Origin of the sequence: Brevibacillus panacihumi (assembly GCF_003710985.1) — a bacterium.
Taxonomy (GTDB): domain Bacteria; phylum Bacillota; class Bacilli; order Brevibacillales; family Brevibacillaceae; genus Brevibacillus; species Brevibacillus panacihumi.
In genome coordinates this window covers 1-15539 of sequence record NZ_RHHT01000036.1, presented here as the reverse complement: position 1 = coordinate 15539, position 15539 = coordinate 1, and the positions used below count along the sequence as shown (strand labels likewise).

Here is a 15539-nt window from a genome sequence, read left to right as displayed (position 1 = left end):
GCACCTCTTTGATGAAACTCGATTGTTCGCACACGTACTTTCCTGTATGGAAAAAAGAGGGCCACGCAATTGTGTCCCCCTTTTTATAGCCAGTGAACTATTCAGCCGTGTAAGGCAGAAGCGCTACTTGACGAGCGCGTTTGATCGCTACAGTCAGAGCACGTTGATACTTCGCGGAAGTACCGGTTACACGACGAGGCAGAATTTTTCCGCGCTCGCTGATGAATTTTTTGAGCAAGTCTACATCTTTATAGTCGATGTGCTTGATTTTGTTCACTTTGAAAAAGCAAACTTTACGACGTTTATTAGGACGTCCTTTGCGTGCCATTTGAGTTCCTCCTTCTTAGGAAAAGTGAAGTTTATACGATCTTAGAACGGCAAATCATCATCTGAAATGTTGATCGGCTTGCCAGCACTCGCGAAGGGGTCACCAAATGGATCATCGTTTCTCTGAGGAGACGGTCTGTTGCTGCCGCCAAATCCAGGACCTGGATCGTACCCGGCATTCTCTCCACCCTCATTGCCTCTTCCGCCCAAAAACTGGACGTTTTCGGCAACGACTTCCGTTACATACACCCGTTTTCCTTCTTTATTGTCATAGGAGCGCGTTTGCAGGCGTCCCTCGATAGCAGCTTGTCTGCCTTTGCGCAAATAGGTTGCACACAGATCGGCAAGTTTTTGCCACGCGACAATATTGATGAAGTCGGCTTCACGCTCTCCCGCCTGATTGGTGCGCGGACGATTGATAGCCACGGTAAAAGTAGCAACGGCAACGCCATTTGGCGTGTAGCGAAGTTCCGGATCTTTCGTCAGGTTGCCGATGAGAATGACTTTATTCATCTTGGGTCCCCCTCTGACCGAGACGACAATTACTGCTCTTCACGAATGAACATGAAGCGGATAACGTCGTCGTTAATTTTCATGAGACGCTCTGCTTCCGCAACAGCATCAGGATTTGCTTTGAAGTTCATCAAAACGTAATAACCTTCACGGAACTTTTGAATCTCATACGCAAGACGACGCTTGCCCATTTCTTGAAGTTTGGTGATTTCGCCACCGTAGTTAGTTACAACTTCGCTGTAACGAGCCACATTGGTTTTCACTTTTTCTTCTTCAAGGTCTGGACGCAACACGTACATTACTTCGTATTGACGCATACCTTTTCCACCTCCTTATGGACTTTGACGGCCCGTATCGGGCAAGGAGCGAGTGCTAATTGAACGCAGGTGAATGCACTCTATGACTACTCGCATTATTAGATTATAGCAAAGCAAAATTCTTGAATCAAGGTGAAAGTCTATACATTAAACCGGAAATGCATGACATCTCCATCAGCGACAACGTACTCTTTTCCTTCCAAACGGTACTTCCCGCGTTCACGGGCAGCTGCTACCGACCCTGCTTCGATCAGATCGTCATACGCAATGACCTCGGCACGGATGAAGCCGCGCTCGAAATCAGTATGGATCACACCCGCCGCACCCGGAGCCTTGGTTCCGCGGCGAATCGTCCAGGCGCGCACTTCCTGCACACCTGCTGTAAAGTACGTAACCAGACCGAGCAATTCGTAGGCTGCGCGAATCAGGCGATCCAGGCCGGACTCAGCCAGACCGAGCTCCTGCAGGAACATTTCCTTGTCCTCGCCATCCAGCTCAGCGATCTCCGCCTCAACCTTCGCGCTGATCACGACCACCTGCGCTCCTTCTGCAGCCGCGTGCTCGCGTACCGTCTGCACATGCGGGTTCTGATCAGCGTCGGCGATGCCATCCTCTGCCACGTTGCACACGTACAGCATCGGCTTGATGGTCAGCAGGTGCAGATCACGGACCCATTTGCGTTCTTCATCATCCAGCTCCACGCTGCGTGCGGACTGGCCTTCTTCAAAAGCAGCTTTCAGCTTTTCCAGCACATCCAGCTCTTGCTTGGACTCCTTGTCGCCAGCCTTCACCTTGCGTGCAATCCGCTCGATGCGACGCTCTACGGAATCCAGGTCAGCAAAAATCAATTCCAGATTGATCGTCTCGATGTCGCTCAGCGGATCGACGCGACCGGATACATGCGTAATATTTTCATCCTCAAAGCAGCGAACCACATGAGCAATGGCGTCTACCTCGCGAATGTGGCCGAGGAATTGATTGCCCAGCCCTTCCCCTTTGCTCGCTCCTTTTACCAGACCAGCAATATCTACGAATTCAAAAGCCGTCGGAACGACTTTATTAGGCACGACGATTTCCGTCAGTTTGGCCAATCTTGGGTCTGGTACTTCCACGATCCCGACATTGGGGTCGATCGTACAGAACGGATAGTTGGCCGATTCTGCACCTGCTTGCGTAATAGCGTTAAACAGTGTCGATTTACCTACGTTAGGCAGACCAACAATCCCACAAGATGCACCCATCTATATACACTCCTTATACTCTTCCTGACATCCTTTTCAGTATATAGATTTGCTTTTGAGAATACAATTGTCTCCTTGTGGCAACTTTTCAGCCTTAGCCGCCCAGCGCGAATCGATATGTCCTCCCTTTGTCAACCACTGTACCGCAAGCTGGTAGGACAAAAAAAGGAATGGTAGACTGGGAGGCAGTTGAGACGAAAAAGGAGTGCTTTTCATGAACTTGCTTATCCTCGGCGCCACGGGCCGCGTCGGCAGCGAGGTGTTGAGACATGCCCTGCGGGACGGTCATCAGGTGACAGCCTTCGTTCGCAATCCGGACAAGCTTGCCGTTACGGATCAAGACCGCTTGATGGTAGCAGTGGGGAATGTTTTGAATGCTGCAGACGTCGAGACTGCCATGCAAGGGGCGGAAGTCGTCGTCAGCGCTTTGAGCACGGACGGGACAGACACCTTGTCCCAGGGAATGCCGCTGGTGATCGCTGCGATGAAAAAAACAGGCGTCTCGCGCATCGTAACCGTTGGAACGGCCGGCATTTTGCAAAGCAGGGTCTCGCCGGATCTGCTGCGCTACCAATCCAGCGAATCGAAGCGGACATTGACGCGGGCTGCCCAAGAACATCACCAGGTGTATACTTTGCTTGAGCAATCCGGATTGGACTGGACGATTGTCTGCCCCACCTATCTTCCCGATGGTGAGCGTCTTGGCAGCTACCGTGTCGAAGCCCATTATTTGCCGGAAAACGGAACACAGATCTCCGTTGCCGACACGGCCGATTGCGTATATCGGCAGGTGTTCTCGCGAGAGCATCTTCATACGCGCCTCGGAATCGCTTATTAATCGAGAAGCCTGGCAGAAAAAAGGGGCAATCCCACAGTCACTCGACTATTGGGATCGCCCCTTCTATCGTTTGCTTCATTATTTCTCGTTTACCAGCTTTTCCAGCTCGTTCAGTGTTTCTTCAAAAATCTCCATCGCTTGTTCGATTGGCTTGGATGTAGACATGTCTACCCCTGCTGCTTTCAGCACCTCGATCGGCGGTGCGGAATTGCCCGCCTCCAGGAAATTGGTGCGAATGCGATCTACTGCTGGTTTTCCTTCGTCCATGACTTGCTTAGCCAGCGCCTGAGCGGCGGCGAAGCTGGTCGAGTACTGATAGACGTAGTATTGGTAGTTGAAGAAGTGAGATACACGCGCCCACTCCATCGCGATCTCATCGTCGGAAACCATGTCTTTGCCATAGTACTTCTTGTTTATGTCATGGTAGATCTTCTTGATCGCTTCGGCGTTGAGCGACTCTCCAGCCTGCTCGCGGTCGTGGATCGCTTTCTCAAACTCTGCGAACTGGGTTTGACGGAACAGCGTGGAACGGAAGTTTTCCAGATAGTGATTGAGCAAGTACATCTTCTCTTCCTTGGTCTTCGCCTCCGCATACATACTCTTGAAGAGAAGCGTTTCGTTCATTGTCGATGCCACTTCGGCCGTGAAGGTCGGGTAATCCGAAGTGATGTACGGCTGATTCTTGTTCGTATAGTACGACTGCATCGCATGCCCCATCTCATGGGCAATGGTATACACGTCGTCCAAAGTCCCCTGGTAGTTGAGCAGCACATACGGATGTGTATCGTAAGCTCCCCATTGATAAGCCCCGGATCGCTTGTCATCCGTTGAATAGACGTCTACCCAGCCTGCTTCGAGCCCGTCAGCCAGCACGGACACATAGTCGTCGCCCATTGCTTTCAGGCCGTTTACGACCATTTTCTTGCCTTCCTCATAAGGAATGTACTTGTCGTCAGACTCTACGATCGGCACATAGATGTCGTACATATGCAGCTCATCTACCCCGAGCATCTTTTTCTTCAGGGAAATGTAGCGATGCAGCAGCGGCAGGTTGTCGTTTACCGTCTCAATCAATTCGTCATACACTTTGGTCGGAATGTTGTTAGGTGTCAGGCTTGCTTCAAGCGCAGAGTCGTAATTGCGGACGCTTGCATAAAAGTTGTCCGCCTTCACCTTCGCTGCCAACGTCTGGGCAAATGTATCCTGGAAGTTCAGCAGCGAGCTGTAGTATGCCTTAAAAGCCTCCTGTCTCACCCGTTGATCCTTGCTCTCCATATAAGAGATGAAGTTGGCTCGGGTAAGCTGTACCTCCTGCCCCTTCTCATCCTTGATTTTCGGGAACCTTACGTCCTTGGAAAGCATCCCGTAGATGTTGGTGGGTGAACTGGCCAATGGAGATGATTTCGCCAGCAGCTCCTCCATTTCTTTCGAGAGCGAATGCGGCTTGGTGCGCAGCATGTCTTCGATCACCAGCTTGTATGGAGCAAGGCTCTTGTCTGCCAGCAGGCTTTTCATTTTGGCGTCTGGAATCGACACCATTTCAGGCTGAATCCAGGATGTTTTCTCGGAGACCAGGGTGTACATTTTTTCGGCGCGGTCTGCCAGATCCTGCAGATCGGAATTCGCAGAGTTTACATCCAGGGCCATATTGGCATAGACATAAGCCTTGTCATTGATGCGCATCATCGCTTCATAATCTTGAAATGCCTTCAGCATCGACGCCGCGGAATTTCCCAGCTTGCCTTGATGCTTGGTAAAAGCCTTGGCCATCTCTTCGACTTTGGCTACGTCCTTTTCCCATTCGCTGACACTGGCGTATATGTGATCCAGCTTCCATTTATATTGGTCGGGTATTTCAGCACGATTTTTATAAATCGGCGCAGCCTCTGCTGCAAATGCTACCGCCGGCGAACTGTAGGGAATGAACGGACCGGACACAGTCGATAAAGCAATAGCAATGGCTGTAATAGAAGCAAAAACATGTTTCTTCAAAACAAATCTCCCCTTTCCGGATTATCATTGCCAATTATTGTTATAATAATTATCTTTACCAATCGAAAATTCCTGCTTGATTCATAAAAAATTCTAAAAATTCATTAAGTACTGTTACTTTATCCAGAGAATCCATATGTATTGTGGATAAAACTGTGGACAACCTTGCCAACCTCCCCTGTTTGGCTCACCTCATTCTTTCCACATCCCATTTTCGCGCGAAAAGTTGTCCACATTTTCTGTGGATATTTTGTGAATAACTTATTTTCCGCAAAATCGTGACACCTGCCCATACCCCTTTCCCTGTTCTGACATAGCATAAGTATTGAATCTAGGGTAGGAGGTGTTAGCAAGTGGGTATCTTTAACGGCTTCGACGACTTCGCGCTGATTTTGGTTCTCTTCATCCTGCTCGTAATCGTTGGTTGTGACTGCGACTAATCATCCCGCTGCGATCCAGCCTATCTGAAGGTAAGCAAATCTGCTTGCCTTCAACTATCAACATGACTTCATCAATCTTGCTGGAAACACCGTTTGCAAACCGCGACGAGCGGAACGTTTCTCTCACTGGGATCTGGGAGCCGGGCTTCCCTCCTCTCGATCAATGTAAAAACAGAGCTGCTGACCGTTTAGCCAAGCACGGCTATGATCAGCCATATCTACCTGTACTATCTAATGGCGGTCCCACCTGTGATAGTACAACGAAAAAAGGATGCACGCCCAAGCAACCGGCACGCATCCTTTTTTATCTTTTTATTCTGTGGAAAAATAAAGATGTCTGGCCCAATTTACGGCCCTTTTACTGTGTATCTTCCGGCGCCTTGACCAGGATCTTTTTCAGCTTCCGTTCAAATTCAAGCCTTGGAATCATGACACTGTGCTCGCATCCTGTGCACTTAATCCGAATGTCCATCCCCATGCGGATTACTTTCCAGGCATTGGTCCCACAAGGGTGCGCTTTTTTCATCTGTACGACATCACCCAGACCGAATTGCTTTCGTTCCATTTATTGTCCTCTCCCTCCTGCGTATTCCTGTCCTTTGGCGGGCATGGCAACGATTTTTTGGTACGGAATCTGTATGCCCAGTCTCGTAAACTCCGTCCGAATCATCGCCCGCATATTGCGGCTGACCCCGTGATGCGTGTTCGGCTTGCATTCAGCCGTAATCCGCATGACCACTTCTGATGGACCGAGAGCCTGTACGCCGAGAATTTGCGGCTCTGCCACAATGTCCGTCAGCTCCTCTTTTGCCTTCTTGAGAACATCCTGCAGGATCCCCTCCACTTGCTTGAGATCTTCTTCATAAGCAACCGATATGTCGATCACTGCCAATGTATTGGCAAGTGAAAAATTCGTCACCTGATTGATCGTCCCATTCGGAAAGATAAACACTTCCCCCGTCCAGCTTCGAATGCGGGTAATCCGCAGCCCGATTTCCTGAACGGTTCCGGTCATATTGTTGATCGTGACGAAATCCCCGACCGCGAACTGATCTTCAAAAATGATGAAAAAGCCGGTAATCACGTCGCGGACCAGACTTTGCGCTCCAAACCCAACTGCCAGTCCAAGAACCCCTGCGCTGACCAACACAGGCCGCAGGTCGATTCCCATTTGCTGCAAAACCATCAGCAAGGCCAAAAAGTAAATCGTGTATTGGACGACATTGTTGACCAGTACCCGCATGGTATCCACACGCCGCTGCTCCAGCTGGAGCTTGCCTCCCTTGCGATGGCGAAATACCTGGTTGACCGCAGCCTGAACGATCGATACAAGTATGCGGGACAAGATCAGGATCGCGATAATTTTCAGGACGATCAGTCCAAAATCTATCCACATCTCCGTGTCGGTGACGTATTGATACACCTTGTCATATAAACTGCTGAAGAAATTTTTCTGTTCCATCTGACTCACCTCATCCATTCGCCAGTTTCATCGACTTCTAGGCAGCGTCCTGGAAACTGGGGAAAATAGCTTCGCATCTTCTTAATCTGTTCCTCCATGATAGCCCTTGCCTTCCCATTTTCCACGATTGAAAAGTCAAAAGACAGGGAGCCATCCCGTTGCGATCTTTAGTCAGGGTACTCTCCCGCCCATCTGCCTCCTCCCGACTTCTGCAATCCCTTTGGTCAGAATGGTATTCCTATTGTACCTGTTCAGGTTTTCTCACGCCAGCTTCGCTGATTTTTCACAACTGGCACAACCTTCCCATAAGCGGGTATGAAAATGGCATTTTGCTCCTATACTTTGAATACTGTAGAAGAAATCTTTGCTTTGCAGCCAAGCCTATGCCACCCACACCAAGCGCGCCTTTGCACGGCAATGCCATTTTCGATCAAAACCGCAAGAGTGGAGGTAGCCATATATGAATACACGCGAACAGGATCACCCTTGTTTTTTGCCACCCTTCAAAGTGGAATATCGCAGTGAAAACGCCGCTGATCATCTGGCCCAACATCTTGCACAAAGGCTGCGGTTGACGGAATACAACGACGAAATTGTAATCGTCTGCATCGGGACTGACCGCTCGACAGGAGATGCCCTTGGCCCTTTGGTCGGCAGCAAATTGTATGAACTCCCCTCCCAGCGCCTGCAGGTCTACGGGACGCTGGATGAGCCGGTCCACGCTATGAATCTGAATGAAAAAATGGAGCAGATCCAAGACGCTCATCCAAAATCGACGATTATCGCCATCGATGCCTGTCTCGGACAGTTTTCCAATGTCGGCAACATTAACGTAGCCAATGGCCCGCTCAAGCCCGGAGCCGGCGTCAAAAAAGAACTTCCCTCTGTCGGAACCTTTCACATCACGGGAATCGTGAACGTGGGAGGCTTCATGGAGTATTTTGTCTTGCAAAATACTCGTCTTGCCGTTGTCATGAAGATGGCCGAAATCATTGCTTCCGGTCTCTCCAAAGCCTCAATCCTCTCTTCTGGCGACAACAGGCTGGGAAATATCCTGCATGAAATGTAGCGGATCCTATCCGCAAATCGCTTGACAACTCGGTACCATCTCCACGGTAAACGGCGTATGAGCAATCACTTCCCCATCCGCTTGTACGAACAAAGGAGTTTGCGATTCGAGCTGGATGTGCTGACCTCTAAAAAAACGAACGCCTGGATGCTTTACGTGAGAGCCTGTAAATATCAGCGGAAAAGCTCGAAGCAATTGCCAACGATTGACGTTGCTCACTACACAGATTTCCGCTATCCCATCATTCGGCACTGCTCCCGGACAAATCAGCATGCCTCCTCCAAAATTGGGAATGTTGGCAATCGCGATCAGCCAGACATTTCGCAACTGATGCTTTTGTCCATCTACAGCCAAGGTCACATCTGTAGGCTGAAAGGAACAGACCACCCGCAAAACAGACAAGATATAGGCCACTTTGCCGAGTCCGCCCTTATTTAGCCAACCTTTGTAGGACGCTTCATTCGTGGTTTTGGCCACCTGCGCGTCAAAACCGGCCCCGACCACATTGACTGCCACTCTCCCATTGATCCGAAGCAGATCGATTACAGTTTTCTTTTCCTCCCGCAGGATTTGTTCCAATGCCGCAACCGGCTCTATCGCTATGCCGTGTCCTTTGGCATAATCATTTCCCGAGCCTGCTGGAATTACGCCAAATACACATGCTCGTCCCGATTGCTGAACTCCATTCAGCACCTCGTGAACGGTTCCGTCTCCCCCAACAGCGATGATTTTCGTTACTCCCTCTTTTTGAATCAACTCTACAGCCAGTTTTTGAGCTTCACCCATTCCCGATGTCTTCCGCATCTGATAAACGGCTCCTGAGTCCCTTAGAGAGCGTTCTATTGTCCTCCATATGCCATTTCCTTTGCCGTTGCCCGCCATTGGATTGACAATAAATCCGAGCATGATCATCCTCTCCGCTTCGTGTGCTGTCTATTTTTATTATCGCACGGCTTCTATCTACTGAAAAGAATGAGACAAACCTCTTGAGATTGGTGGTCGTCAGGCCTCAGTGGAGAAGAGGAAAAAGGGGGAAACGCTCCAGGATCGTTGGGATCTTCGCTGTGGGACATCCCTGGCCGGCTCCATTCCAAAGGCGGAACCGCGGCCAAAAGCAGCCGATTCCAAGGAGTGATTCAGGGTTGGCCGCTAAGGGTGTGTTCCGTCTTTTCCATTGCGCCTGGGTCAAGATCCCAAATACCTTCGCGTATTCCCCCTTTTTCCTCAGCCAGCTTTACTGGGGACCTCGCTCTTCTTTTGCTGGTTTCTCAAGGAGTTTTTTTATGGCTTACACTGCACTTCCAAATAGGCGTATAAAACATATTACATAAGACGATTCTAAAAATCCCGTAAAAAAGCTCCCCCAATTTGGGAGAGCTTCGTGAATCATGGTTTAGAGAATACCGGATAACCAGTCTACAAGCGGCACTCCCAGCGCAGCAACGACCAAAGCGGGAAGCATGTTGGCGACCTGTATTTTTTTCAGCTCCAGGATATTGATCCCGATGGCAATAATCATCAAGCCTCCGACCGCTGTTACCTCCAGCAAAATCGCATCAAGCATTTTCTCGCTGACCAGATTGTAGATTTGCGTTGAAAGCACTGCAATTACTCCCTGATACAAAAGGACTGGAATTGCCGAAAACAAAACGCCAATTCCCAACGTAGACGTAAAAATGATCGCCGAAAATCCATCTATCAACGCTTTGGTATATAAAATATCGTGGTTGTTGCGCAGACCGCTGTCCATCGCGCCCAGAACCCCCATTGCTCCGATACAATAGACCAGGGTGGCTGTAACAAATCCGGTCGCAATACTGCCCTGCTTGTCTCCACCGACTTTTTTCTCCAGCCATTTTCCTGCTTGATTCAAGCCATGATCAATTCTGATCCATTCCCCTAGAATGGCTCCGACCACGATACTGACAATTACCAATAAAATATTTTCTGTGCCCAGGGCCATTTTCAAGCCCAATACGACGACAGCCAGCCCGATCCCCTGCATAACGGTCTTGCGAATCGATTCCGGTATGCGAGTCAACAAAAGTCCCAGCAAGGAGCCGACGATAATTGCTGCTGCATTGACCAGGGTTCCAAACAAGATCACGTGACTTCCCCCTATGGGCCTCTATCTGAAAGCAGCCGCGATTTCCTCCACCGCTCCGATCAGCGCCTCTATCTCTTGCTCTGTATTGTACATGCCAAAGCTTGCGCGGACAGCACCCGCCATCTCAGTCCCCGTGGTCTGATGTCCCAGCGGAGAGCAATGGAAGCCGGCCCGAGTCGCAATGCCATACTGCTGATCGAGGATAAACGAGACCTCCGAAGCGTCCACTCCTGCAATATTAAAGGAAACGACCCCTACACGCTGGGTCTCGATACCTGGACCGTATACGGTTACGCCGGGTATTTCTTGCAGCCCTGCTATCGTTTTTCGAACCAAATCCCACTCGTGCTGTCCGATTGCTTCTACCCCTTTTTCCATCACATGCGAGACGCCTGCCAGCAGCCCAGCCAATCCTACGGTATTGACTGTTCCACTCTCGTAGCGATCCGGTCTGGTAGCAGGCTGTACGATCGATTCAGACTGACTGCCTGTTCCCCCGTGAATCATCGGCTCAAGATCAATCTCGCCATGCACGTAGAGTCCCCCTGTTCCCTGTGGACCGTACAAGCCTTTATGTCCAGGAAAAGCCAGCATATCAATACTCATCTCTTCTACGTGTATAGGCAAGACTCCAGCGGTTTGAGATGCGTCCACCAAAAATTTGACGTCGTGCTGCTTCGCCAATCGACCCAGCTCGGCAATCGGCAGAATCACGCCTGTCAGGTTGGAAGCGTGACTGACCGCCAGCAGACGCGTATTGGGACGAATCGCCTGCGCGAAATCTTCCAAATAAAATAGCTGATCGCCTCTTGGCTCCACATAGGTGACTTCTACTTGCTTGGTGCGGCTCATATATTCCAAAGGACGCCGCACAGAGTTGTGTTCGATCGTCGTCGACACCACATGGTCGCCATCCTTCAAAAACCCTTTAATGGCTTGATTAAGCGCCTGCGTAGCATTGAGATAAAAAAAGAGGTCATTCGGGTTTTGGATCCCAAACAACCGCGACAATTGCGCTCGTGTACGAAACACCGTCTTGCTTGCCTTCATCCCCAGGGCATGTCCACCCCTGCCTGGATTGGCAGCAAACTCCTCGATTACTTCAGCCATCTTCTCTTTGACAGCAGGTGGTTTCGGCCAGGTAGAGGCTGCATTGTCCAAATAGATGATTGCCATCGCTTCTCTACACTCCCTTTTCGATATACAGGATATCCAGAATGCGCTGCAAATCTTCTGGCGAGTAAAAATCGATTTCGATCTTTCCTCGTTTTGTCCCTTTTTTAATTTTGACCGAAGTACCGAAACGGCTGCGCAGCTTTTCTTCCATCTCGATTATGATCGGTTCACTTTTGATTGGTTTTTTCTTTTTTGTTTCACGTGAAACACTTAGCTGTTTCACCATTTCTTCCAATTGCCGTACGTTAAGTCCCTTGTTGACGACCTCTTTTGCCAGCTCAAGCTGCAGCTTTTCCTTTTCCACGGAAAGCAATGCTCGGGCGTGTCCCATCGTAAGCGCAGCTGTCGCAAGCATCTGACGAATCTTCTCCGGCAATTGCAACAAGCGCAGCATATTCGCTACATGCGGTCGGCTTTTCCCGATTTTCTTCGCCAATTGCTCTTGTGTATAGGAATGATGGGAAATGAGTTTACCATATGCCTCTGCTTCTTCCAAAGGATTGAGGTTTTCTCTTTGCAGATTTTCAATCAGCGCAATTTCCATCAACTGCTGATCCGTGTAGGATTTCACAATAACAGGCACCTGCTTCAGCCCCAACGATTTGGCTGCCCGCAAGCGGCGTTCGCCCGCTACAAGATCATAGCCTTTGATGCTTTTGCGTACAATCAAGGGTTGGATAATGCCATGTTCTTTAATGGACAGGGCTAGCTCCTCGATCGCTCCCGGTTCAAATTCCTTTCGGGGCTGGTACGGGTTGGGACGGATCTCACTGACCGAAACCTCTTTTATTGTTTCCCCTTCCTCGATGAGGTTGGAGGTGATAAGCGCATTCAGCCCTTTTCCCAAGCCTCTGGTCATACCCCTACCACTTCCTTCGCCAAGTCAGAATACACCTCAGCGCCTCTGGACCGCGGATCATACGTGATGATGGCTTGTCCATGTGACGGCGCTTCGCTCAAACGAACATTCCGTGGAATAATCGTTTTGTATACTTTCTCCTGAAAATACTTCTTCACTTCCTCGATGACCTGGATACCGAGATTGGTGCGCGCATCCAGCATCGTCAATACGACACCTTCAATGGCAAGCTGAGAGTTCAGATGCTTCTGCACCAGACGAATCGTGTTCAGCAATTGGCTAAGCCCTTCCAACGCATAGTACTCGCACTGGATGGGGATCAATACAGAATCAGCGGCTGTCAAGGAATTGACTGTCAAAATACCCAACGATGGCGGACAATCAATGATCACGAAATCATACTTGTCCTTTACGACTTCCAGCGCTTTTTTCAAGCGAACTTCGCGAGAAATGGTGGGAACCAGCTCGATCTCCGCACCGGCAAGTTGAATTGTGGCTGGTATAATTTTCAAACCTTCAATTTCAGTTGGCAAAGTGGCATCAACGGGGCTTATGTCATTGATCAACACATCATAAATACAATACCTTACATCGGCCTTGTTCACTCCGATTCCACTCGTCGCATTTCCTTGTGGATCAATGTCAACCAGCAGTACCTTTTTCCCCAATGCGGCCAGACAAGCGCTGAGATTTACGGATGTGGTTGTCTTCCCGACGCCGCCTTTCTGATTCGCTACCGCAATGATTTTACCCAACTTCTCCACCTCATTTTTTTCGTGTAGGAAAGCACGTGCAACAACGATCCGCTATTCATTGTTCTGTCTTTCCAAATAAAAGAAACCGTGACGCCTCTTCACAAGCCTTCTATACATGTATGTTACCAGATTTAACGCCCTGCCGTACTGAATTTTTTCGCTGACCACTCTACAAAAATGCAATCTTCTGGAAATAATATCCGTTTGCTGACGCAGTTTTCTTGCAAAGAATGCTCTTTATATAGAAGAAATCGCACTTGAGTCAAAAAGAAAGGCGGCTTTGTCGCCACCATCCTTGATTTGCAGATATTTCCGTGATGTATTTATTTTTCTCTTTTGTTTTTCGGAATTCGGATTGTAAATTGATAGAATTCCTCGTGATCCTCTTCGTCAGTCTCTACCGGCAAGCCCGTCTGCATGACCATATCAATGGATTGCCGCACCGTATTGATGGCGATTCTTGCATCCCGAGAAAAAGCCTTCCACCTAGGTTTGGCTTCCTTTTCCTTCGGCTGTTCTGCCGCTTCCAGCAATTGTTTGACTCTGACTTCCGTCTGCTTTACATTCCATTCACGATCCAGGATTTCTTGCATCACTTTGAGTTGCAACTCATCATCCTTGAGAGGAATTAATGCGCGGGCATGTCGTTCTGTCAGTTGTCTCGACATCAACGCATCCTGGATCGGCTGCGGCAGATGGAGCAGTCGCAGCTTATTGGCGACCGTCGACTGGCCTTTTCCCAATCGTTGCGCGAGGCTCTCCTGAGTCAAATTGTGCAAATCAATCAGCTTTTGATAGGCAACCGCCTCTTCAATGGCTGTCAATCCTTCTCGCTGCAGATTTTCAATTAATGCGATGGAAGCAGTCTGCGCGTCGTTAAACTCTTTGATAATCGCAGGAATGCGCTCCATCCCCAATTTTTTCGTGGCCCGCAACCGCCGCTCACCAGCGATTAATTCATAGCGACCGTCCCTCACCCGTACTACGATCGGCTGAATTAATCCATGGGTGCGAATGGTTTGGCACAGCTCGTCAATTTTTTCATCATCAAATACCGTACGCGGCTGGTAGGGATTGGGCACAATCTCCTCGACAGGTATCTGACTAATTTCTTCGATGTCTGTTTTCTCGTTCAAGCCAAAGATACGAGAAAAGGAATCTCTTACTGCCATACTAAAAAACCCCCACTTCTAACCGTTCCGTCCGCTTTCTCCTCGAGTTGAGCCAACTTCCCCTTCTATATTTATGATTCCTGCCAGCTCCGGAAGCTCCAGCATACACAGCTGCAACATCCGTACAAATTGAATTTTCCAAAAGGACCTTTTGTGCCTGCCCACTTTGCTTGCGAGATGAGATTCTGTTGTCAGGCATGGATGGGGTCAAAATAGGAGATTCCTTGTCTGCGCAGGAAAGCATGGAAGTCTGGTTTTTTTCGATGAATAGTGCGTCTTGTTACTCTTTGGTATTCTGCAAATTTCGCCCAATTCCTGCTGAAGAAAGAACGTTTCACGTGAAACATCTATATCATTTGTCCCCGTCTTCCTCATATCGATCTTCGTCCTCCTGAACATTTCTGGAAGTCTGAAAGAGACGAGGAAACAGTTTGTGCAAATCCAGAATCAAATACGCAAACAAAGATGCGATAATCGCCGAAATGTACATGCCCGCACTAAACATCAACCCGATTGCGGAAGCTACCCACATCCCTGCCGCAGTCGTCAATCCTTTTACAGAGCCGTTGGATTTGAGGATGGCACCTGCACCCAAAAAGCCCATTCCCGTCACTACCTGTGCAGCTACACGACCGGGGTCATGGTTCACTCCACTTGAAGAAAAGCCGTATATCGAAGCTAGTCCAAACAAACAGGAACCAAAACAAACTAAACTGTATGTCCGAAATCCAGCCCCTCTTTGGCGATTGACATCCTTGATAAAACGCTCCCGCTCCCATCCCATCACTGCTCCGGCCAAAAAAGCCAAAACCAGACGCAGCAGGATCTCTGGAAGCTCCTGAGGAAAAAAGCCTGTGATGATCGCTAGCATTCTTTCATCTCCCCATACAGCCACCTTTTGAAAGTTATCTGTATGTATATGAATCGTCGGGAGATTCTATGCGGTCTGTATCGTGCTTCTTTAGACTGGTTTTCAAGCCTTAAATTTGGGTTGGTGGCCGTCATGCCATAGTGGAGAGGAGGAAAAAGGAGAGAACGCTCCAGGAAAGTTGGGATCTTTACGGTGGGTCATCCCTGGCCGTCTCCACTCCAAAGACGGAACTGCGGCCAAAAGCAGCCATTTCGAGGATGTGCTACAAGGTGTAGAGTAGAGAACTGACGCTTTCTGGCGACCGTTTGGTCGCCTTACTCCTATCAGTTCCCCCTCATCAAACCGTACGTGAGGTTCTCCCTCATACGGCTTTCCGATGTTCTTCTTTCCTTGGCATTCG

The 15539-nt window shown here is 49.3% G+C and carries 17 protein-coding genes; 3 read left to right on the top strand and 14 right to left on the bottom strand.

The features are described 5' to 3' along the window. Positions 1-97: 97 nt before the first annotated feature. From rpsR to ychF, 4 genes are all read right to left on the bottom strand, one after another. The gene (rpsR, locus tag EDM58_RS17170) at positions 98-328 is read right to left on the bottom strand and encodes a 30S ribosomal protein S18 (RefSeq protein WP_122914408.1); all 231 of its coding nucleotides are present in this window, start codon (positions 326-328) and stop codon (positions 98-100) included. A gap of 41 nt (positions 329-369) precedes the next feature. Then, positions 370-840: a single-stranded DNA-binding protein gene (locus EDM58_RS17165; RefSeq protein WP_122914407.1), complete on the bottom strand. Its 471-nt coding sequence runs from the start codon at positions 838-840 to the stop codon at positions 370-372. Positions 841-869: 29 nt separating this feature from the next. After that, positions 870-1157: a 30S ribosomal protein S6 gene (rpsF, locus tag EDM58_RS17160; protein WP_122914406.1), complete on the bottom strand. Its 288-nt coding sequence runs from the start codon at positions 1155-1157 to the stop codon at positions 870-872. A 140-nt stretch (positions 1158-1297) separates the two neighbouring features. Next, positions 1298-2398, bottom strand: a complete 1101-nt coding sequence (gene ychF, locus EDM58_RS17155) for a redox-regulated ATPase YchF (RefSeq protein ID WP_122914405.1) — start codon at positions 2396-2398, stop codon at positions 1298-1300. A gap of 214 nt (positions 2399-2612) precedes the next feature. On the opposite strand from ychF, the gene EDM58_RS17150 reads away from it, so the two are divergent. Next, positions 2613-3236, top strand: coding sequence for an NAD(P)-dependent oxidoreductase (locus EDM58_RS17150; RefSeq protein ID WP_122914404.1), 624 nt, complete (start codon positions 2613-2615; stop codon positions 3234-3236). Between the two features lie 78 nt (positions 3237-3314). Here EDM58_RS17150 and pepF read toward each other — a convergent pair whose 3' ends face one another. Further along, the gene (gene pepF, locus EDM58_RS17145; RefSeq protein ID WP_122914403.1) at positions 3315-5228 is read right to left on the bottom strand and encodes an oligoendopeptidase F; all 1914 of its coding nucleotides are present in this window, start codon (positions 5226-5228) and stop codon (positions 3315-3317) included. Positions 5229-5581: 353 nt separating this feature from the next. On the opposite strand from pepF, the gene EDM58_RS17140 reads away from it, so the two are divergent. Further along, complete coding sequence (locus EDM58_RS17140; protein WP_017246824.1) at positions 5582-5668, top strand: YjcZ family sporulation protein; 87 nt, start codon at positions 5582-5584, stop codon at positions 5666-5668. Positions 5669-6026: 358 nt separating this feature from the next. Here the strand turns inward: EDM58_RS17140 and EDM58_RS17135 are convergent, their stop codons facing one another. Both EDM58_RS17135 and EDM58_RS17130 read right to left on the bottom strand, forming a co-directional pair. Next, positions 6027-6233, bottom strand: coding sequence for a DUF951 domain-containing protein (locus tag EDM58_RS17135; RefSeq protein ID WP_122914402.1), 207 nt, complete (start codon positions 6231-6233; stop codon positions 6027-6029). Beyond that, entirely contained in the window at positions 6234-7130 is an 897-nt protein-coding gene (locus EDM58_RS17130) for a mechanosensitive ion channel family protein (RefSeq protein ID WP_122914401.1), read from the bottom strand. Between the two features lie 460 nt (positions 7131-7590). Here EDM58_RS17130 and yyaC point away from each other — a divergent pair, with 460 nt between their 5' ends. After that, a complete protein-coding gene (gene yyaC / locus EDM58_RS17125; RefSeq protein ID WP_122914400.1) occupies positions 7591-8199 on the top strand; it encodes a spore protease YyaC in 609 nt (202 codons plus the stop codon). A 6-nt stretch (positions 8200-8205) separates the two neighbouring features. Here yyaC and EDM58_RS17120 read toward each other — a convergent pair whose 3' ends face one another. The 7 genes from EDM58_RS17120 to EDM58_RS17085 form a co-directional block, all read right to left on the bottom strand. Next, on the bottom strand, positions 8206-9105 hold the full coding sequence (locus tag EDM58_RS17120; RefSeq protein ID WP_122914399.1) for a diacylglycerol/lipid kinase family protein: 900 nt from the start codon (positions 9103-9105) through the stop codon (positions 8206-8208). A gap of 487 nt (positions 9106-9592) precedes the next feature. Continuing rightward, positions 9593-10306, bottom strand: a complete 714-nt coding sequence (locus EDM58_RS17110; protein WP_122914397.1) for a DUF554 domain-containing protein — start codon at positions 10304-10306, stop codon at positions 9593-9595. 21 nt (positions 10307-10327) lie between these two features. Beyond that, a complete protein-coding gene (locus tag EDM58_RS17105; RefSeq protein WP_122914396.1) occupies positions 10328-11482 on the bottom strand; it encodes an aminotransferase class V-fold PLP-dependent enzyme in 1155 nt (384 codons plus the stop codon). 7 nt (positions 11483-11489) lie between these two features. Next, the gene (locus EDM58_RS17100; RefSeq protein WP_122914395.1) at positions 11490-12341 is read right to left on the bottom strand and encodes a ParB/RepB/Spo0J family partition protein; all 852 of its coding nucleotides are present in this window, start codon (positions 12339-12341) and stop codon (positions 11490-11492) included. Further along, positions 12338-13096, bottom strand: coding sequence for a ParA family protein (locus EDM58_RS17095; RefSeq protein WP_023559037.1), 759 nt, complete (start codon positions 13094-13096; stop codon positions 12338-12340). Before EDM58_RS17095 ends, EDM58_RS17100 begins: the two co-directional genes overlap by 4 nt. A gap of 323 nt (positions 13097-13419) precedes the next feature. Further along, the gene (gene noc / locus EDM58_RS17090) at positions 13420-14268 is read right to left on the bottom strand and encodes a nucleoid occlusion protein (protein WP_122914394.1); all 849 of its coding nucleotides are present in this window, start codon (positions 14266-14268) and stop codon (positions 13420-13422) included. A 352-nt stretch (positions 14269-14620) separates the two neighbouring features. Next, entirely contained in the window at positions 14621-15139 is a 519-nt protein-coding gene (locus EDM58_RS17085) for an MgtC/SapB family protein (RefSeq protein ID WP_122914393.1), read from the bottom strand. Positions 15140-15539: the final 400 nt, after the last annotated feature.